The sequence below is a fragment of the Marinifilum breve genome (assembly GCF_003202155.1).
Classification (GTDB): domain Bacteria; phylum Bacteroidota; class Bacteroidia; order Bacteroidales; family Marinifilaceae; genus Marinifilum; species Marinifilum breve.
In genome coordinates, this window is sequence record NZ_QFLI01000006.1 from 55,445 (window position 1) to 74,353 (window position 18,909).

Annotated in this window: 16 protein-coding genes; 11 read left to right on the plus strand and 5 right to left on the minus strand. The window is 35.1% G+C overall.

What is annotated here, in order from left to right:
* Positions 1-18: 18 nt before the first annotated feature.
* From DF185_RS14005 to DF185_RS14030, 6 genes are all read left to right on the plus strand, one after another.
* A complete protein-coding gene (locus DF185_RS14005) occupies positions 19-1,197 on the plus strand; it encodes an NADH:ubiquinone reductase (Na(+)-transporting) subunit B (protein WP_110361387.1) in 1,179 nt (392 codons plus the stop codon).
* A gap of 20 nt (positions 1,198-1,217) precedes the next feature.
* A complete protein-coding gene (nqrC, locus tag DF185_RS14010; RefSeq protein WP_110361388.1) occupies positions 1,218-1,922 on the plus strand; it encodes an NADH:ubiquinone reductase (Na(+)-transporting) subunit C in 705 nt (234 codons plus the stop codon).
* Positions 1,923-1,929: 7 nt separating this feature from the next.
* Positions 1,930-2,574 carry an NADH:ubiquinone reductase (Na(+)-transporting) subunit D gene (locus DF185_RS14015; RefSeq protein WP_110361389.1) on the plus strand — a complete coding sequence of 215 codons (645 nt, stop codon included), beginning with the start codon at positions 1,930-1,932 and terminating at the stop codon, positions 2,572-2,574.
* Positions 2,575-2,592: 18 nt separating this feature from the next.
* Positions 2,593-3,210, plus strand: a complete 618-nt coding sequence (gene nqrE / locus DF185_RS14020; protein ID WP_110361390.1) for an NADH:ubiquinone reductase (Na(+)-transporting) subunit E — start codon at positions 2,593-2,595, stop codon at positions 3,208-3,210.
* 54 nt (positions 3,211-3,264) lie between these two features.
* Entirely contained in the window at positions 3,265-4,524 is a 1,260-nt protein-coding gene (gene nqrF / locus DF185_RS14025) for an NADH:ubiquinone reductase (Na(+)-transporting) subunit F (protein ID WP_110361391.1), read from the plus strand.
* Positions 4,525-4,635: 111 nt separating this feature from the next.
* Complete coding sequence (locus tag DF185_RS14030; protein ID WP_110361392.1) at positions 4,636-5,640, plus strand: FAD:protein FMN transferase; 1,005 nt, start codon at positions 4,636-4,638, stop codon at positions 5,638-5,640.
* Between the two features lie 406 nt (positions 5,641-6,046).
* On the opposite strand, the gene DF185_RS14035 is transcribed toward DF185_RS14030, so the two are convergent.
* Positions 6,047-6,292, minus strand: coding sequence for a hypothetical protein (locus tag DF185_RS14035; RefSeq protein WP_110361393.1), 246 nt, complete (start codon positions 6,290-6,292; stop codon positions 6,047-6,049).
* A gap of 231 nt (positions 6,293-6,523) precedes the next feature.
* Between DF185_RS14035 and DF185_RS14040 the strand changes: the two genes are divergently transcribed.
* The 4 genes from DF185_RS14040 (at position 6,524) to DF185_RS14055 (ending at position 13,654) form a co-directional block, all read left to right on the plus strand.
* Positions 6,524-8,968, plus strand: coding sequence for an alpha-ketoacid dehydrogenase subunit alpha/beta (locus DF185_RS14040; protein WP_207784654.1), 2,445 nt, complete (start codon positions 6,524-6,526; stop codon positions 8,966-8,968).
* A gap of 717 nt (positions 8,969-9,685) precedes the next feature.
* A complete protein-coding gene (locus DF185_RS14045) occupies positions 9,686-10,354 on the plus strand; it encodes a hypothetical protein (protein WP_110361394.1) in 669 nt (222 codons plus the stop codon).
* Between the two features lie 499 nt (positions 10,355-10,853).
* Positions 10,854-11,453, plus strand: a complete 600-nt coding sequence (locus tag DF185_RS14050) for a hypothetical protein (RefSeq protein WP_110361395.1) — start codon at positions 10,854-10,856, stop codon at positions 11,451-11,453.
* A 5-nt stretch (positions 11,454-11,458) separates the two neighbouring features.
* Positions 11,459-13,654: a trypsin-like serine peptidase gene (locus tag DF185_RS14055; RefSeq protein ID WP_165836036.1), complete on the plus strand. Its 2,196-nt coding sequence runs from the start codon at positions 11,459-11,461 to the stop codon at positions 13,652-13,654.
* A gap of 618 nt (positions 13,655-14,272) precedes the next feature.
* Here DF185_RS14055 and DF185_RS14060 read toward each other — a convergent pair.
* Positions 14,273-16,201, minus strand: coding sequence for a Na+/H+ antiporter NhaC family protein (locus DF185_RS14060; protein WP_110361397.1), 1,929 nt, complete (start codon positions 16,199-16,201; stop codon positions 14,273-14,275).
* A 154-nt stretch (positions 16,202-16,355) separates the two neighbouring features.
* Between DF185_RS14060 and DF185_RS14065 the strand changes: the two genes are divergently transcribed.
* Positions 16,356-16,946 carry a YqgE/AlgH family protein gene (locus DF185_RS14065; RefSeq protein ID WP_243421774.1) on the plus strand — a complete coding sequence of 197 codons (591 nt, stop codon included), beginning with the start codon at positions 16,356-16,358 and terminating at the stop codon, positions 16,944-16,946.
* On the opposite strand, the gene DF185_RS14070 is transcribed toward DF185_RS14065, so the two are convergent.
* The 3 genes from DF185_RS14070 to DF185_RS14080 are packed head-to-tail and all read right to left on the minus strand — an operon-like array spanning position 16,943 to position 18,905.
* The gene (locus DF185_RS14070) at positions 16,943-17,797 is read right to left on the minus strand and encodes an aminotransferase class IV (RefSeq protein WP_110361399.1); all 855 of its coding nucleotides are present in this window, start codon (positions 17,795-17,797) and stop codon (positions 16,943-16,945) included. The two genes, DF185_RS14065 and DF185_RS14070, sit on opposite strands and share 4 nt — an antisense overlap.
* Before the next feature lies 1 nt (position 17,798).
* Positions 17,799-18,296: a D-glycero-alpha-D-manno-heptose-1,7-bisphosphate 7-phosphatase gene (locus DF185_RS14075; protein ID WP_110361400.1), complete on the minus strand. Its 498-nt coding sequence runs from the start codon at positions 18,294-18,296 to the stop codon at positions 17,799-17,801.
* 3 nt (positions 18,297-18,299) lie between these two features.
* Positions 18,300-18,905: a rhomboid family intramembrane serine protease gene (locus DF185_RS14080; RefSeq protein ID WP_110361401.1), complete on the minus strand. Its 606-nt coding sequence runs from the start codon at positions 18,903-18,905 to the stop codon at positions 18,300-18,302.
* Positions 18,906-18,909: the final 4 nt, after the last annotated feature.

Genomic DNA, 18,909 nt, shown 5'->3' on the forward strand with positions numbered 1-18,909 from the left:
AACGGATAATAATATACAATGAAAGCACTTAGAAAATTTCTTGATAAAAAGAAACCTTTATTTGAAAAAGGGGGCAAGTTTGCAAAGTTGCAGTCTACTTTCGACGCTTTTGAAACTTTCCTATTTGTTCCTGATCATACCTCCAAAACGGGTACACACATCAAGGATGCTATCGATTTGAAGCGTACTATGTCTGTGGTTGTTTTGGCTTTAATTCCTTCGTTGTTGTTCGGTATGTACAACATCGGTTATCAGCATTTCCTTTCAATTGGTGAAACAACTGGTTTAATGGAAATGTTTGTTTACGGATTAATCAAAGTATTACCAATTGTTGTAGTTTCATACGTAGTTGGTTTGGGAATCGAGTTTGCCTTTGCGCAAATGAGAGGTCATGCGGTAAACGAGGGTTTCCTTGTTTCGGGTATGTTAATTCCTTTGGTTATGCCAGTTGAAGCTCCACTATGGATGGTGGCTGTATCAACTGCATTTGCGGTTGTTATTGGTAAAGAAGTATTTGGTGGAACCGGAATGAATATCTGGAATCCAGCTTTGATTGCTCGTGCATTCTTCTTCTTTGCTTACCCATCAAAAATGTCGGGTGATGCAGTATGGATTTCAGAAAAAGCAGATTCTTTCTCTGGAGCAACACCTTTGGCTGATGCAGCAGCATTAGTTGATGCGACACCTGCTCAAGCTGAAAGCCTTATGTCTGGAGCATTGTCTCAAACTTGGGATATGTTTATTGGATTGATCCCAGGATCGATAGGTGAAACATCTACTCTTGCGATATTAATTGGTGCAGTTATTTTGATTGCTACTGGAATCGGAAGTTGGAGAATCATGTTGTCAGTATTCGTTGGTGGTTATGCAATGGGAGCTATCTTCAACTTGATTGGTGCGAACCCATATATGGAATTGATTCCTGCATGGCAGCATTTAATCATGGGTGGATTTGCATTTGGTGCTGTATTTATGGCAACAGATCCTGTTTCAGCAACTCAAACTACACGCGGTAAATACATTTACGGTTTCTTAATCGGATTCCTTGCAGTATTGATTCGTGTAATGAATGCAGGTTTCCCAGAAGCTATGATGTTGGCAATTCTTTTCATGAATACATTTGCACCATTGATCGACCACTATGTTGTTCAAGGCAATGTGAAGAGAAGATTGAAACGAGTTAAGGTGAAAGCTTAATCAAATAATCAAAGTAAGACATGAATACGAATAGTAATACATATACTTTCCTTTATGCTTCTGTAATGGTACTGATTGTTGCTGCAGTTCTTTCTTTTACTGCCTTGCAATTAAAACCTCGTCAGAACAAAAACAGGGAAATTGAGAAAAAGCAAGACATCCTAAAAGCTGTGGGTGTTACTTCCACTCCTGCCGATGCTGAAAAGTTGTATGATCAATATATCGTTAAAGCTTTTACCGTTAGTGCAGAAGGTAATGTGAAGTCAGAAGATAAAGAAGAAGCCTTTAAAGTTGATTTGAAAAGAGAAGGTAGTAAAGATCTTAAAGAGAGAAATTTACCTGTTTTTGTTTTTAACAAAGAAGGAGTTGGTGAAAAAATGATTTTACCAGTAAGAGGTAAAGGAATGTGGGGGCCACTTTGGGGATACATCGCAATGGAAAAAGATGGGAATACCATTTTTGGAGCAACTTTTGCTCACAAGGGTGAGACACCAGGTTTAGGAGCTGAAATTGCTACTGATGCATTCCAGAATCAATTTGTTGGAAAGCAAATTTTCGATGAAGCTGGAAAATTTACATCTATTATCATGGTTAAAGGTACGGCTAGCGGAAACCTTCACCAATTCGATGCAGTATCGGGTGGTACTGTTACTTCTAAAGGTTTTGAAGCTATGCTTCTAGATAACCTTGGCAGTTATGAAAAGTTTTTAAAATCTTCAAAATAAGTACGAGATGAGCGATAAAGAACCATTATTCTCGGCTAAAAACCGAAAGTTGCTTACCAATCCATTGGGAAGCGATAACCCAATTACCGTGCAGGTTTTGGGTATTTGTTCGGCCTTGGCGGTAACTGCAAAATTGGAACCAGCTTTTGTTCTTTCCATTTCAGTTATGGCTGTATTGGCACTTGCTAATGTTATCATATCATTATTAAGAAATACTATACCTTCAAGAATCCGAATCATTGTACAATTGGTTGTAATTGCTGCTTTGGTAATCCTTGTAGATCAGGTATTGAAAGCATTTGCTTATGAAGTAAGTAAACAGTTATCAGTATTTGTAGGATTGATTATTACAAACTGTATTATCATGGGACGTTTAGAGGCCTTTGCTCTTGGTAACAGACCTTGGCCGGCATTTCTTGATGGAGTAGGAAATGCTGCAGGTTACGGCCTTATTCTTATTGTTGTAGCTTTTTTCCGTGAATTGTTTGGATCAGGAACTCTTGCTGGCTTTAAGGTAATTCCACAAGCAGTTTATGATATGGGATACGAAAACAACGGTTTAATGATCCTTCCTCCAATGGCATTGGTAGTTGTAGGTATCATTATCTGGGTACAAAGATCTAAGGATAAATCCTTAATTGAGTCGAACTAATCAAAGAAAAATCGAAACATGGAAAATCTGATTAATATATTTATCAAGTCGATCTTTATCGACAACATGGTATTCGCATATTTCTTTGGAATGTGTTCGTACCTTGCGGTATCAAAAACCGTAAAAACTTCTATGGGATTAGGTTTGGCAGTAATTTTTGTATTGGGAATTACGGTTCCTGTTAATTACTTGCTAGACAAATACATTTTGGCAGAAGGAGCCTTAGTTTGGTTAGACCCTTCTATGGCAGACGTTGATTTAAGCTTCTTAAGCTTTATCATGTTTATTGCTGTAATTGCTTCTATGGTACAGTTGGTGGAAATGATTGTTGAAAAATTTGCACCTACACTTTATTCTTCATTAGGTATTTTCTTGCCATTGATTGCTGTAAACTGTGCAATTTTAGGTGGATCCCTATTTATGCAGGAGAGAGGATACAACTCAATTGCTGAAGTAACATCTTTCGGTCTGGGATCGGGAATTGGATGGTTACTTGCGATTGTAGGTATTGCAGCAATTCGTGAAAAAATTCGTTACTCAAATGTACCAGCTCCACTTAGAGGATTGGGTATTACATTTATTGTAACTGGATTAATGGGAATTGCTTTTATGAGCTTCATGGGTATCAAACTCTAAGCTGATAACAGAATAAAGTAAATTGAATTTTCAAAAAATTTAATCGGAATAGAGATGATATTATTAACAACACAGGGAACAGTAATTGCCACAAGTATAGCAGTATTCTTGCTTGTGATACTGGTACTGGTTTCTATCCTATTGTACGCAAAGAAGAAACTTACTCCATCGGGAGAAGTTACAATTGATATTAACGAGGGAGACTTAAAATTGGTTGTTGAACCAGGAAATACCCTTTTGGGTACCTTAGGAGAAGAGAAAATCTTCTTACCATCAGCTTGTGGTGGAGGTGGTACTTGTGCAATGTGTAAGTGTCAGGTACACGATGGAGCTGGATCAATTTTACCAACCGAAACAGGATATTTTACCCGTAAAGAAGCGCAAAATGATTGGCGTTTGGCTTGTCAGGTAAAAGTAAAAGAGGACATGACAATGTCTATTCCTCAGGAAATTATGGGAATTAAGAAATGGGAGTGTGAAGTGGTTTCAAATCACAATGTTGCTACTTTCATTAAAGAGTTCGTTGTAAAACTTCCTGAAGGAGAAATTCTTGACTTTAAATCAGGTGGATACATTCAAATTGATGTACCTAAGATTAATGTTGATTTCAAGGATATGGATATTGAAGAGGAGTACAGAGGTGACTGGGATCAATTTAAGATGTTCGATCTTACAATGAAGAACCCAGAGCCAACTTATCGTGCTTACTCAATGGCTAACCACCCTGCAGAGGGTAACATCGTGATGTTGAACATCCGTATTGCTACTCCACCTTGGGATAGAGTGAACAACACTTGGATGAATGTAAATCCAGGTATTTGTTCTTCTTTCATCTTCTCGCGTAAGCCAGGTGATAAGGTAACTGTATCTGGTCCTTATGGTGAATTCTTCATCAAGGAAACCAACAACGAGATGATGTTTATTGGTGGTGGTGCTGGTATGGCTCCAATGCGTTCTCACATCTTCCACTTGTTCCACACAGTGAAAACTGGTCGTAAGGCTACTTTCTGGTATGGAGCTCGTTCATTGAAAGAGGTGTTCTACGCAGATCAATTTGATGCGATCGCTAAAGATTTCCCTAACTTCGAATGGCATTTGGCACTTTCTGAGCCACTACCAGAAGATAACTGGGAAGGACCAACTGGATTTATTCACCAGGTAATTTACGATAACTACCTAAGCAAACATGATGAGCCGGAAGATATCGAATACTACTTGTGTGGACCTCCAATGATGAACTCAGCTGTTACCAACATGCTGTATGAATTAGGAGTACCAGACGAAATGGTTGAATTTGACGATTTCGGATCGTAACAATATAAAGCAAGCCTCGATTTATCGGGGCTTGTTTGTTTTAAGGACTCTGTGTAATTTCGTGTTTTAGAATGGTAAATTCATATCATTCATCAATTATAATTTAATATCATGAACAAGTTAAAGTATATAAGTCTTTTCGCGCTACTTATTGTTTTTACAGCATGCAAACAGGATTCAAAATATCATTTTAATGAGGGAAAAGTGTTTGGGACCTTTTATCACATGGTATATCAATATCCTAATGAAGAAGGCTTAAAAACCGAAATTCTTCAAAAGTTAAAAGAGTTTGATTACTCCTTATCTACCTATAATCCTGAGTCGGTAATTTCGAAAGTGAACGAGAATGATTCAACGGTTGTTTTAGATGATTACTTTTTAACTTGTTTTAAAACCAGTGAGCAAATTGCACAGGTTACAGATGGAGCTTTTGATTGGACGGTTGCACCTTTGGTTAATGCTTGGGGATTTGGTTTTAAAAATAAGCTAGAACCAGAGGATATTCCAGTAGATAGTTTGTTACAAGTGGTAGGATATCAAAAAGTGAGATTAGAGGCAGGAAAAGTGATAAAAGAAGATCCTAGAATCATGTTTGATGCCAGTGCTATTGCTAAAGGTTACGGAGTTGATGTTGTGGCAGATTTTTTGGAATCAAAAGGAATTACCAATTATATGGTTGAAATTGGTGGAGAAATTAGAGTCAAAGGAAACAGCAACAAAAATAGACCTTGGCGTGTAGGAATTGATAAACCTATTGATGATCCTACAAGTTTATCGCGACAAATTCAGGATGTATTGGAGTTGAAGAATGGAGCAATGGCTACTTCTGGAAATTATCGTCAATTCTATGTGAAGGATGGCAAGAAATATGCGCATACAATTGATCCACGATTGGGCTACCCGGTACAACACAGTTTGCTTTCTGCATCGGTGATTGCGCCAACCTGTATGAAAGCCGATGCTTACGCAACTGCATTTATGGTATTGGGTTTGGAAAAGAGTGTTGAAATCGTTCAAAATGATCCTGAATTGGATGCCTATTTTATCTATACTGATGAGGAAGGTGATTTAACCACTTTTGCTACAGAAAACTTGAAGGCACAAATTCTGAAATAATGGTGCTGATACGTAGGATTTTCAATTGATCCAGATCTTATAATATAAGTTATCGGTTTTCTGATTAAAATGTTTGAAAGTAGTTGTTATGAAATAATACAAACAGAATAAAACGGAAAACCGATAACCAATTAATTAGTTTCACAGGTTTCTGCTTCGTCATCAGTGCAAGCACAAGAGCTGCATCCTCCACCCGTAAATTTAGCATTTTTATCAAACAGGAGTTTTATACCAAACCCAATAAATGCCAAAACAAGTAAAAAAACTGCGAGTAATAATATCTTTAGAAACATAGCCATTTTAATCTTTACGTTTTATTAAAGATACGTTTAATGGAATCGGCTTGTTCTGCTAAAATTAGAATTTTAGTTTTTTTTAACTTTTTGGAATGTAACTGAAAATTCAATTAAAGGCTTTCTAATTCTTTATCAAGAAGAGTTAATTTCTTATAAACTTTCGCATTTTTAGCCTTTTCCTGCTCCATTTTGTGTTGTGATGTCGCACAACTAATTCCTCTCTTCTTCAGCTCTTCATTCCTTCCGATATGCAATTCAGGGAATCTACCATTCTTTTTAATCAAGATTGAAATGGCAAACCCAACAAAACCAATTGCCAGAATAGCAGCAGTTATAAGTATAACTTTTATAATCATTTCGATAATTCTTAATAAATTAAAGGCAAAGATATCATTTCAGGATATCTCGACCAAATTAATCAAGATTAAAAGGTCTGAAATACTTGGAGTAATTCTTCTTATTTAGAATAATTCTTGCTAAATTTGATTTTAGAAAAATCAGAAAAATTCTGTTAAATAAACACACTAACATACTTTGGATTCTGAAATAAGGGGGAAATTATTTCGAATTCAGAAAATTGAAATAATATGTCAGAAACATTAAAAGAGAATATGGAAGCCAAAGATGATAATTTATCATACGAAGATTTTACTTCCGAAGTTCTTGAAGATTATCGCATAGCAAATATAAGCCGTCAGTTAAGTATTTTAGGTCGTAAGGAAGTTTTAACCGGTAAGGCCAAGTTTGGAATATTTGGCGATGGAAAAGAGATTGCCCAGATTGCAATGGCAAAATCATTTAAAAAAGGTGATTGGCGATCTGGATATTATCGAGATCAAACTTTTATGCTGGCATCAGGAATGCTTACTGCAGAGGAGTTTTTTGCCCAATTGTTTGGGGAAACTCAATTGGATAAAAATCCGGCCAACGGAGGGCGTCTAATGAATAATCATTATGCCTCGAGAAGTTTGAATGAAGATGGTTCCTGGAAGAATCTAACAGAGCAAAAAAATTCATCAGCAGATATTTCACCAACAGCAGGGCAAATGCCTAGATTACTTGGATTAGCTTATGCTTCAAAGTTATTTAGAGAGAATAAAGAGCTGCATCAGTTTACCAACTTTTCATTGAAAGGTAATGAAGTGGCTTTTGGAACAATTGGAGATTCCAGTACATCTGAGGGACATTTTTGGGAAACCATCAATGCTGCAGGTGTACTAAAAGTGCCAATGGCAATGAGTGTTTGGGATGATGGTTGGGGAATTTCAGTTCCCAATAAATATCAAACTACCAAGCAAAATATATCGGAAGTATTAAAGGGGTTTGAACAAGATGAGAACGGCGATGGATATTTGATATACAAAGCCAAAGGTTGGGATTACCCTGCTTTGTGTAAGATGTATGCTGAAGGCGTTGAGCTTTGTCGCCGCGATCATGTGCCTGTATTGTTTCATGTTACAGAGATGACGCAACCTCTGGGGCATTCTACATCTGGTTCACACGAAAGATATAAAACAAAGGAACGTTTGGAATGGGAAGCTAATTTTGATCCAATTAAAAAAATGCGTGAGTGGATTATCTCCATGGAATTGATCGAAATAGAAAAGTTGGATGAAATTGAGGCTGAAGCAGAAGAAATCGTAAAGAAAGCTCGTCAGGCAGCATGGAAATCGTTTACCGATCCGATAAAAAAGGAGCGCGATCAGTTAATTAAATTAGTAGAGGAAGCCGGTTGTAATTGTAAAAAGACTGATAGAATTAACAGTATCACATCAGGATTGAAAAAAGTGATTCATCCTGTTAGAAAAGATAACGTTAGTGCAGCAAAGAAAATTTTAAGACACATTTGCTCGAGATGCGAGAGTTTTAAACCACTAAAATCGCAGTTGCAGGTGTGGTTAAAAAATACCATAGAAGAAAATGAGGAAAGATATAGCAGCCATTTGTATAGCGAAACAGGATTGAAAATTAGCAATATTAAACCTGTAGCTCCTGTTTATGGCGAGAAGTCGAAAACGGTGAATGGGAGAGAAGTTCTGCGCGATAACTTTGAGAAACTATTTACAAAATATCCTTTACTACTAACATTTGGAGAAGATACCGGATTTATTGGCGGTGTGAACCAAAGTTTGGAAGGAATGCAAGAGAAGTTTGGGGAACTTCGTGTTACCGACACAGGAATTCGTGAAGCCACTATTCTTGGACAAGGAATTGGGCTTGCTTTACGTGGATTAAGACCAATTGCTGAAATTCAGTATTTCGATTATTTATTGTATGCATTGCAAACCATGAGCGATGATTTGGCAACCATGCAATACAGAACCAAAGGCGGACAGAAATCTCCAGTCATCATTCGTACTAGAGGTCATAGGCTGGAAGGAATTTGGCATTCAGGTTCTCCTTTGAGTATGGTGATTAACTCAATTCGCGGCGTTCATGTTTGCGTACCTAGAAATATGACTGTAGCTGCAGGATTGTATAATTCACTTCTAGAATCGGATGAACCTGCATTGGTGATTGAGCCTTTAAATGGATACCGATTAAAAGAAAAAATGCCTGAGAATTTGGGCGAATTTAAAACTGCATTAGGAGTTCCTGAGGTTTTAAATGAAGGTAGTGATATTACTTTGGTAACCTATGGTTCATGTGTTAGAATTGCAGAAGATGCAGTGAAGCAATTAAAAGATTTTGATATTTCTGTGGAGCTGATCGATGTACAAACACTATTGCCTTTTGATGTGAATCAAAGAATTTTAGAATCGGTAAAGAAAACCAATCGAATTGTATTTTTCGATGAGGATGTTCCAGGTGGAGCGACAGCATTTATGATGCAGAAAGTATTGGAAGATCAGAAAGCTTATTTCTATTTAGATTCAGAACCCAAAACAATTACTGCCAAAGATCATCGACCTGCATATGGAACCGATGGAGATTATTTCTCGAACCCCAATGCAGAAGATGTTTTTGAAGTAATTTATGATATCATGAGAGAATCAAATCCGAATAAATTTCCTTCGATTTACACAGAATAGTAATTTTATTATATTGATAATGAATCCACAAACAGAAAAGTTTGTGGATTTTTTTGCATTCTTTTTCACCCTATTCGAATATTTATTTGTCTTATTAGTGATTGAGAGATTTTCTTAGTGGGTTATTTCTCAATTAAGCTTTTAGTTAGTAATAGTTGGATGCAATGTGGTAATTCTTTCCAACCGTACAAACATTTAAGCAAAATATACTTGCATAAGCAATCACTTTCTTTCAGAGTGATTGCTTTTTTTTTAGGGTTAATCGTGAAAAATTGAATATTCCCGATTTTTAAATCAAATGTAATGAAGAGCATACAGTTGATTTTACTATACTCCTTGCTTCATCATTACTTAATGCAATCGGTCAAATCATTACTATTTAGAAATCAATAAAAAAGAAAAGTAGGTTATAGTATATATTTGTTTCATAATTTAAATACTTATGAATGACTAGTAATTCCTGATGAAAAACTTTAAAAACGGTTTTAAAATTAAATAGTGTAGTTTATTTATTTCTTCATATGTATTTGTTAATTAAAAATAATTCATAAATTTATTATGTGATCATAAATTGTAATCTGTGAGATAGACTTTGAAGCAGTTGGTATGATTACCGAAAGAAAGATATTTGAGGTGTTGGATTGATCGGCGTTTAAAATTGAGTTTTAGATTCACTCACCAAGGTGAACAGCAATGTATAATTAAAACCAATTAGTAATGGCTAGACAATTAAATGATTCAATGTCATCCGAAGTGCAAATGAATATGGCGCTTCGTCATGCTCGTAGTTGCCGACAAACAAAAGGTGCGGCAGAATTTGCAGATAAAATCGATCCTTTCATTGGTGTATTGGACGAAAAGCATCTTGAAACCAAAAAGATGAAGTTGTTGCAGGACAATGCCTACGACGATTTGGTGTTTAACGAAGGCGGTTTAGATGATCGTATCCGTACCATATCCGACTTAACAAAGCAACACGATAGAGAGAATCCCGCTAATGCAATCTCTAAACTTTTATTTCCAAATGGTGGATTTTCCACAATTCTTCGTTACTCTTTCTCCAAAAAGGCCGATGCTGCCCAGGAAATCAAAGAAAGAGTAAAATCATTGGGCGAAGAGCACAGCATGGCAGCTCAAATTCCTTTATTGGAAGCAGACATTGCCAAAGTACGAACATCAATAGGAAAATTGCAAGAAGCCAAAACCAATGTGCGAACTGCAGTTGCCAACGAAGAAGTTGCACAGGCAAACTTGCGAAAGCAATACCAACACAATTATTTAGATGCTACCAAAATGTTTGGCAAAACTTTCGCCAATCGCCTGTTCCCGCAAACTGCAACAAAGAAAAAAATTGAAGAGGTGGTAGAGGAAACAACTGATGCATAGTGTTAAAAAAGCGTAAAGTATGCTGTGCAAGCTTGCACAGCATACTTTACGAAAGAAAAATACCTTGTGTAAGCTTACACAGCACATTTTAAAACGGTAGAGTATGTCATGTAAGCTTACACAGCATACTTTTCAAATGTAAAATGGTAATTGCAAGTTTACACAGCATACTTTACCAAATAAAAATACCTCATGTAAGCTTACACAATACATTTTAAAACGGTAGAGTATGTCATGTAAGCTTACACAGCATACTTTTCAAACGTAAAATGGCACTTGCAAGCTTACACAGCATACTTTACCAAATAAAAATACCTCATGTAAGCTTACACAGTATATTTTAAAAAGGTAGAGCATAGCATGTAAGCTTGCACGGCTAGTAACACAAAAGTAAAATGCACTTTGTAAGCTTGTAGGGCATATTTTACGAAATACAAGCAACCAATGTGAGTATTGAACATCAGTTATTTAAAAGATTATTAAAAAACAATAAAAAATCATGAAAGCTTTAAAATTAAAACAGTTATTAATACCATTAATTGCATGTATATCCTTCGGATCAGGTTGTGATAAGAATAATAATTTAATTCTTGAGCTAGAAATAAACGACGATTCTACAGAAATTAGAGAAGTTGTTGATGGGATAGAGTTTAAATTTTGCCTTGTGAATGAGAATGGAGAATCTACTACTTTATTTCAGAAGGAAGAAGATTTAATATTTCATTTTTCATGCAAGAATTTAAGTGGTGAAAACTTATATTTTGATAATACTATACTTTCGAACGATTCATTCTGTGAGGTGCGTAATGCAAATCAATCTTTTGGTAAACCTTTTATCTATCTAGGTAAAGATAAAATAGGTGTAGGAGCGTTCCCATTTCCTATCGGAAAAGAATATGTGATTGAATTTCCATGGGTTAATGAAAAAGATGAATGGGAGTTATTAAGTAATTACTTCAAGAACTCTAAGAAGGAAAGACTATCGGCAGGGAAATATTATACAGAATTTAGTCAAGCATTTATATTCTCTAATGTTATTGATGAAAAGACATTAAAAATAGATTCAATATCATTTCGAATTAATTTTGAAATTAAATAATGGATATGATAAGAGCATATATATTATTAGCATGTGTAGTTGCTTTTGTAACTCTAAAAAGTCAAGCTCAAATACTAACTAGATATAATACTTTAACGGAGAGATTACAAGTTAATTCTACAGAGCGGTATAGTAATAATATCCCTATAATTATAATGCCGAATTTTGATATTGAAAAGTTAGTGGAAGAAGATGAACTAGTAAAAGGTGCGGATATTCCCTATAGATTTGGAAAAGCTTTTAATACTAATATTAATACTCAAGATGGGTATTGGGAGGAGAATAAAGATCAAAGATATTATAGAATCAAAGTGAAATCTCCAGAAGCATTTTCATTAAATTTTATTTTTAAAGAAATAAAGTTAATTACAGATGCTGAACTTTATATTTATAATAAGGACAGAACAGTTATGTATGGTCCTATAACTTCTCTTCAAAATACTAAAAATGGCAGTTTTTTATCAGATTTGATACCAGGAGAAGAAGTACTTATAGAATTAATAGAACCTAGTGCTTCCCAAAATCGGTCAACTTTTAAAATTGAAAAAGTTATTCATGGGTATAAAAATGTATTATCTAAAAATGGAGAGAAAAGTTTGGGGAGTGCAGGAAATTGTAATCTTGATGTGAATTGTTATCCTGATTGGGAAAATGAATCGAATGCAGTGGCATTGGTTTTACTTTCAAGTGGAATTGAATTGTGCACAGGTTCATTATTAAATAATACTGCAGAAGATTTAAAACCTTACTTTTTATCTGCTTTTCATTGTATTGATTTGGATAAAAATAAGTTTCTTTCAGAAACTGAAAAAGGAAATACTGAAAATTGGATGTTTAGATTTCACTTTAAAACATCTTCTTGTAATTCATCATCTTTAGCAACGACCATAACTTACAACAAGGCCGATTTCAAGGCTGCATGGGAAGAAAGTGATTTTGCGTTAGTGGAACTGAGAAATTCACTTGAAAATGAAATTGATTTTATCTGGTTAGGATGGGATAGAAGTGGAAATACCCCATCAGAAGGAGTTTGTATTCATCATCCATCCGGTGATTTGATGAAGATCGCATTTGATAATGATATTTTAAGGGAAACAGAATATTATGGGAATAGTGGTAATAGTCATTGGAAAGTAAATTGGAATGATGGTGTTACTGAAGGAGGATCATCAGGCTCACCATTATTTAATCAAAGTAAGCGAGTTGTTGGGCAATTACATGGCGGACAGGCTTCTTGTAGTAGCTCTGATTTAAGGGATTGGTATGGTTGCTTTCATGTTTCATGGAGTGGAGGAAATACAAATTCTACTCGACTTAGTAATTGGTTAGATCCAATAAATTCAGGAGTTATGGTTTTAGATTCAAGAGGTGTGTCAAAGGTTGAAGGAAGTAATCTAATTTGTGTCTCGGGAGGATTATTCTCATTAGATAATTTACCTACTAATACCTCAGTAACTTGGACATCAAGCTCCAACATCACCTTCCCATCAGGTAATACAGGAGCAAGTGTAACAGCAAAAGCAAGTTCTTCAACAGTTAGTGGTACTGGTTGGATAGAAGCTACTCTGAACAATAGTAGTGGAGATGTTACTTTACCACGTAAGGAGGTTTGGGTAGGTAGACCTTCCTTTTCTTTAACGGGAACAACCAATTTAGATGTTGGTGCGCCAGGAATTGTATTTGTAGGCTATTCAAGTGGAGATCATTTTTCACAAGGGATTCAAAATTCAAATTGGTCTTTTACTGGTCCACTGGATTATATAAATGGAGACGAAACAAAAGCACAGTTTAGGGCTAGTAGAAGAGAAGGTGGTATAGGTTTCATTTATTCCACACAAACTAATCAGTGTGGGTCAATAGAAAATAGGCTGTTTTATGAGGTTGAAGAGCCATTCTTCATGCTAGCTTCTCCTAATCCGGCTAATGAATACACCGAATTGAATTTTTATACTGGAGATGAAATTTCTGAATATCAAAAATCTTCGCCTGTAATGGTAAGCATACCTTCTAATAAAAAAAGCAATGAATTAGGTGAATATGAAATTCAAATCTGGCACGAACGAAAAGGTTTGGTAAAACAGATGAAATCGAAAAGCAAAAAGCTACAAATACCAACCAATAAATTAGATGAGGGAATTTATTTCTTGCACTTAATTGTAAACGGCAAAGTGCACAAACAACAGTTGAAAATTCAGAGATAGAAATAACTGTATTGATATAGGCTGTCGTATAATTGGCAGCCTATTTTCAAAGCTTCAAGTGAATTGTTATTTATCTTGAAAGATGAACAAAATTCTGGAATGTTGCACATTAAGAAAATGTAATTTGCATTGCATTCATTTCTTGTAAGAAATATTAATTTTTTCTAATCTTTTGTCACCCCTTTTTACATTTTGCCTGTTTTAGTAATGTTCATGACAAGAAATAGGGGTCTTGTTACGAATAACTTTTTAGTTCGTATGTGCCTTAAGTAAAGTAATGGTAATGATATGAATGGGCACAATTCTAAAGGGCTATATTATATAGCATTTAAACGATCATTCTTAGGGGGAATGATCGTTTTTTTTATTTGATATATAGATGAATAGGCCGAAAAATACAAAAAATCTTTCCGCAAACGTTAAAGTTTGTTAAAAAAGCAAAGAAACACTGTTGAAAAGTAACCCTTTTTGATGTTTTACTCGTCTATATAAATGAAAACTTTTAGTTAGTGTTGATTTGATTCATTGTGGTTAGTGGTTAATTGTCGATAAGATAATTTGCAAATCAACATAGGATTTTTGCCCGGCATTGTACCCCTTTATATGCCGGGTTTTCTTTTATCTCTTTCCTACTAATTTTACAATCAAGAAAAGGGTGATAAATCCTAAAGGAATTAGTATCCATGAACTGACTCCATATGCTGCAGGTAATAATCCTAAAATAATTGCTATTGATCCAACAGTTAAAGCATAAGGTAACTGAGTCCTAACGTGCTCGATATGATTACATGAACTTGCCAAAGAGCTTAAAATGGTAGTATCTGATATTGGAGAGCAGTGATCACCTAAGACCGAACCAGCCAAAATAGCGGAAACTGTAATGTAAAAAATATTCATACTTTCAGCATCAAGCATTCCAGCCGAATGGCAAAGAGCCCAGGAAGCAGGAAGAATCAAAGGATAAAGAATAGCCATTGTTCCCCATGATGAACCTGTTGAAAAAGCAATTAAGGCAGATAAAATAAAAGTAAATGTTGGCAAAAATTCAGGTGGAACTTCTGTTGCAATTAGGATTTTCGATATAAAATCTGCTGTGTGTAAATCTTTTGTAATATCCGCTAGTGCCCATGCCAATATCAGAATAAGAATTGCCGTTAGCATGGTTTTAAAACCTTTTACCAAGGCATCAACCGTTTTCTTTAGGCTTAGGATTTTTTGTCCCATACTTAGGGCTGCAGCTACCAAAACGGCCGAAATAGATGACCAAAGTAAAGCCAGGTAAGAATCAGAAGCTCCTATAATATGTGATAATTTTGTACCAAATGAGATGGAAGAATCCTCCCAAACATTCCCGTTCCAACCAGTATAAATTAAGCCTGCAAAAGTTCCAAATATTACTACCATTACAGGAATTCCTGCATTGTACCACCTTGTAGGTATTTCAGGTGATATTTCAATGTTTTCGATTTCATCATTATTTTGCTTATCGACCTCTGAAAGATTTCCTTCGGATTTGGCTCTTTGTTCAGCCTTATACATTGGTCCGAAATCTTTCTTCATGATCACAATCATTAAAATAAAAAATAGGGTGAAGAAAGGGTAAAAGCGTGTTGGCAATGAATTTAAAAATATACTGTATGGACTTTCATCAATGTTGATTTGTGCCGTTGCGGACTGAATGTAACTTAACTCTATCCCAATCCATGTTGTAATCATTGCAATTGATGCCACTGGAGCGGCTGTTGAATCTACAATATAGGCTAGTTTTTCTCTCGATACTTTTAATTTATCCGTTACCGGTCGCATGGTATTCCCAACCACCAAAGTGTTGGCATAATCATCGAAGAATATCAATACACCCAAAATCCATGTAACGAATTGTCCGGACCGAGAACTGTTTGCAAAACGAGAAAGTTTATTCACCACACCTTGCATGCCACCATTTTGAGTTATCAGGTTGACCATAGCTCCAATTAGCATAGAAAAAACAATAATGGAAATGTGACCTGTGTCAGCAAGCGATTGTATGATATAAGTATCTGAAATCGCAAAAATAGCTTTAAAAATAGCCGTGAAAAATGAGACATCCTGATATCCAAAAATGATAAGTGTACCGGTGAATAGACCTACAAAAAGAGCCGAAAATACTTCTTTAAACACTAAAGCCATCAATATGGCTATAAGTGGAGGCAGTATCGACATCCAAAGTGGAATGGCATTGTAATTTATCTTTTGTGTTTGTTGCGAAATTATAACTTGAACAGCATCATTTCCTTTAAATACAAAAGGAATTTTTATTTGATTTTGTTTTGGTTGAATCCAAACTTCGCTTTCATTTATTTGTACCAATATTGAATCATTTTTCAGATGACTTTCATTTTTAAAATGAAGAGTAATCTCTGAAGGAATATCGGCAATAATTATTTTTGGAAGCTCGATCGTAAAATCTTCATGAATAGTTTTCTTGTCAGTATCAGAAGCAAGAGCAGTTTGAAATGATAGCAATAGTAGAAGAAAAAGAATTGAGAGGGTAGAGTTTTTTATCATTGTTGGTAATTTGGTTAGGCAGTGTTAAATATAATTATTTTACCTGCTTTGAGCTAATGAAATGGAAGTAAGTATTAAGATTTTCATAAGTGCTTATTCTTTTTTTCTTTGGTAAAATTGGTTAATTTGTATTTGGAAACTTAAAATTAATAGTGTGGACGGGACTTCGGATTTATTTAGAATGGAAAACAATAATATTAATCCTGAAAAAGGGAAGGTGTTAATTGCCGAACCTTTTTTGGAGGGGAGATATTTTAAACGCTCAATTGTATTGTTGGCCGAATTTAATGAAGAAGGTGCAGTCGGATTTGTTTTGAATAAACCTATTAATTTATCGGTTGATGAGGTTTTGGTTAGCATTGCTCATTTTGACGGAGATGTTTTTGTTGGAGGACCTGTAGATACCAATAGAATCTATTACATACATACACTGCCTCACCTAATTCCAAACAGCATTCATATTTTTGATAATTTGTATTGGGGAGGAGATTTTAGTGTTTTAAAGGATCTAATTGAGCAGAAGAAAGTTCTTCCTCACCAGGTAAGGTTTTTTGCAGGCTATTCGGGTTGGAGTGCAGGTCAGCTGAATGAGGAAATTAAGGAAAATTCATGGTTGGTTAGCCAAATTGATGTTAGAAGCATAATGAGCCTGAATAATGATAATTTGTGGGAACAATCATTACGCAAGCTTGGTGGCAGATACCGTATGTGGTCTAATTTTCCAGAAAATCCTAGTATGAATTAATATTTGAAAGTATTTTTATTTAATTCCTCAAGTAAGAGTTTCGAGGTTTTATTAAAATATCTGCGATCTTTAAAAGCCACTACCCATCTAATACCACTGATTGCATTACTTAAGAAGATTTCATCAGCTTCAACTAAATCTTCAATGCTAATCATGCAATCATCGTAAACGGTCATGTTTAATTTTAGGGCAGTTTGGATTAATTGTTCTCTCATAATTCCACTAACAGCTCCACTTTCAATGGAAGGTGTCATTAGAATATCATTTTTTACAATGAATAAGTTCGAGCTGATACTTTCAATAGGATTACCTCTCTCGTTAAGAATTAGGCAGTCGTCCAAATGCATTCTGTTTTTATAGTTGCCAGCCATAATAAACAAAAGCGAGTTCCCGGTTTTGAATTGAGAAATAATATCGGATGATTTTTTACAATCCTTATAAATATCAATTTTAAGCCCTTTTTTATTGATTACATACTGATCCTCCTCAAGTCGTGAAGTTTCAATTAAATAAGATACCGTATTATCAGTTGGAGTGTATAATCCACCATCATTTCTAAATACGCTCAAGCGGATTCTTGTTCCTGCAAAAGACTTGTTTTTATTAATCAAATAGGTGATGTTGATTTTCAGTTTATCTCTGAAATTCTCAGGCACAATCATCCCAATGTTTTTCATTCCCATGATCAATCGATCCAAATGTTGATCGAAGAATTGAATTTCAGTTCCATTTGAATGGATGGTTTCAAAAAGAGAATCACCATATCGGAAAGCACGGTTTGCAGCTCCAAAAACAGGACTATCTTTTGGAAATAATTCGCCGTTTAAATTGATATATTCGCTATGACTCATATTATAATTCTCCTTTTAATATTTTATCGCAATAAGCTTCGATATTTTCATTTGCTTCTACCTTTATTCCTCTAACTCCAGCGGCTTCGGCTGACTGTTTATCTCGCAAGCTATCTCCAATCATATAGGATTGCTCTGGATCAATTTTATAATCCTGAATTGCTTTTTTGATAAAATAAGGACTAGGTTTCCTGCATTCACAAGTTGCTACACTTTCGTGATGAGGACAGAAGTAGATTTTCTCTATTGTAATGTTCTCTTTTTTTAGAATGCCAAGCAGATGATCATGAACTTTATTTACATCATTTTCGGTATAAATGCCTTTAGAAACTCCTCCTTGATTGGTAACAATGAACAATTTGTATCCAGCTTCAGTGAATTTTATCAGTGAGGGAATAATACCATCATTAATCACAAAATCTTCAACACGGTAAATGTAATAATGCCCAACATCGGAATTGATTACTCCATCGCGATCAAGAAAAATAGCTTTTTGCATGCTTTAAAAATTGAGAATCTGCTGCAAAAATAATGAGAATAATTTGGGTTTAATGATTAATGGAAACAGAAATCCAAACAAAGCTCCCGAGAAATGTGCACTATGACCAATATTATCGATATTTTTCTTTCCCATATAGTAGGAATAATAAAGGTATCCTGCTGCAAAAATAATTCCTGGAATCGGTATCACGAAGAACAAATAAATAGGCTGTAGTGGAGCAAAAAATATGGTTGCAAACACTACTGCAGATGTAGCCCCAGAAGCACCAACCGCATTATAATGGTAGTGTTCTTTGTGTTTCTTTAAATCATATAAAGTAGATAAAACAATTGCTCCTAGATATAAGGCAATGAAATAAATTACACCTGCAGCACCAAAGTTATAGCTAAAGTAATATTCAAGTGCATCGCCAAAAAAATACAGCACAATCATATTAACCAGCAAATGGTCCCAATTAGCGTGTAAAAATCCGTACGTAATGATTCTGTACCACTGATTTCTTTTTGTGATTTGATATGCATTAAACTGATATTTGTAAAGCAAATCGTTGTTCTGAAATGCAGCAAGTGAGATCAGTACTGTTATGGCAATTATTATAATGGTCATGTTG

Coding starts and splice junctions, on each gene's coding strand:
- DF185_RS14005 (WP_110361387.1), top strand. CDS start 19: ATGAAAGCACTTAGAAAATTTCTTGATAAAAAGAAACCTTTATTTGAA.
- nqrC (WP_110361388.1), top strand. CDS start 1,218: ATGAATACGAATAGTAATACATATACTTTCCTTTATGCTTCTGTAATG.
- DF185_RS14015 (WP_110361389.1), top strand. CDS start 1,930: ATGAGCGATAAAGAACCATTATTCTCGGCTAAAAACCGAAAGTTGCTT.
- nqrE (WP_110361390.1), top strand. CDS start 2,593: ATGGAAAATCTGATTAATATATTTATCAAGTCGATCTTTATCGACAAC.
- nqrF (WP_110361391.1), top strand. CDS start 3,265: ATGATATTATTAACAACACAGGGAACAGTAATTGCCACAAGTATAGCA.
- DF185_RS14030 (WP_110361392.1), top strand. CDS start 4,636: ATGAACAAGTTAAAGTATATAAGTCTTTTCGCGCTACTTATTGTTTTT.
- DF185_RS14035 (WP_110361393.1), bottom strand. CDS start 6,292: ATGATTATAAAAGTTATACTTATAACTGCTGCTATTCTGGCAATTGGT.
- DF185_RS14040 (WP_207784654.1), top strand. CDS start 6,524: ATGTCAGAAACATTAAAAGAGAATATGGAAGCCAAAGATGATAATTTA.
- DF185_RS14045 (WP_110361394.1), top strand. CDS start 9,686: ATGGCTAGACAATTAAATGATTCAATGTCATCCGAAGTGCAAATGAAT.
- DF185_RS14050 (WP_110361395.1), top strand. CDS start 10,854: ATGAAAGCTTTAAAATTAAAACAGTTATTAATACCATTAATTGCATGT.
- DF185_RS14055 (WP_165836036.1), top strand. CDS start 11,459: ATGATAAGAGCATATATATTATTAGCATGTGTAGTTGCTTTTGTAACT.
- DF185_RS14060 (WP_110361397.1), bottom strand. CDS start 16,201: ATGATAAAAAACTCTACCCTCTCAATTCTTTTTCTTCTACTATTGCTA.
- DF185_RS14070 (WP_110361399.1), bottom strand. CDS start 17,797: ATGAGTCATAGCGAATATATCAATTTAAACGGCGAATTATTTCCAAAA.
- DF185_RS14075 (WP_110361400.1), bottom strand. CDS start 18,296: ATGCAAAAAGCTATTTTTCTTGATCGCGATGGAGTAATCAATTCCGAT.
- DF185_RS14080 (WP_110361401.1), bottom strand. CDS start 18,905: ATGACCATTATAATAATTGCCATAACAGTACTGATCTCACTTGCTGCA.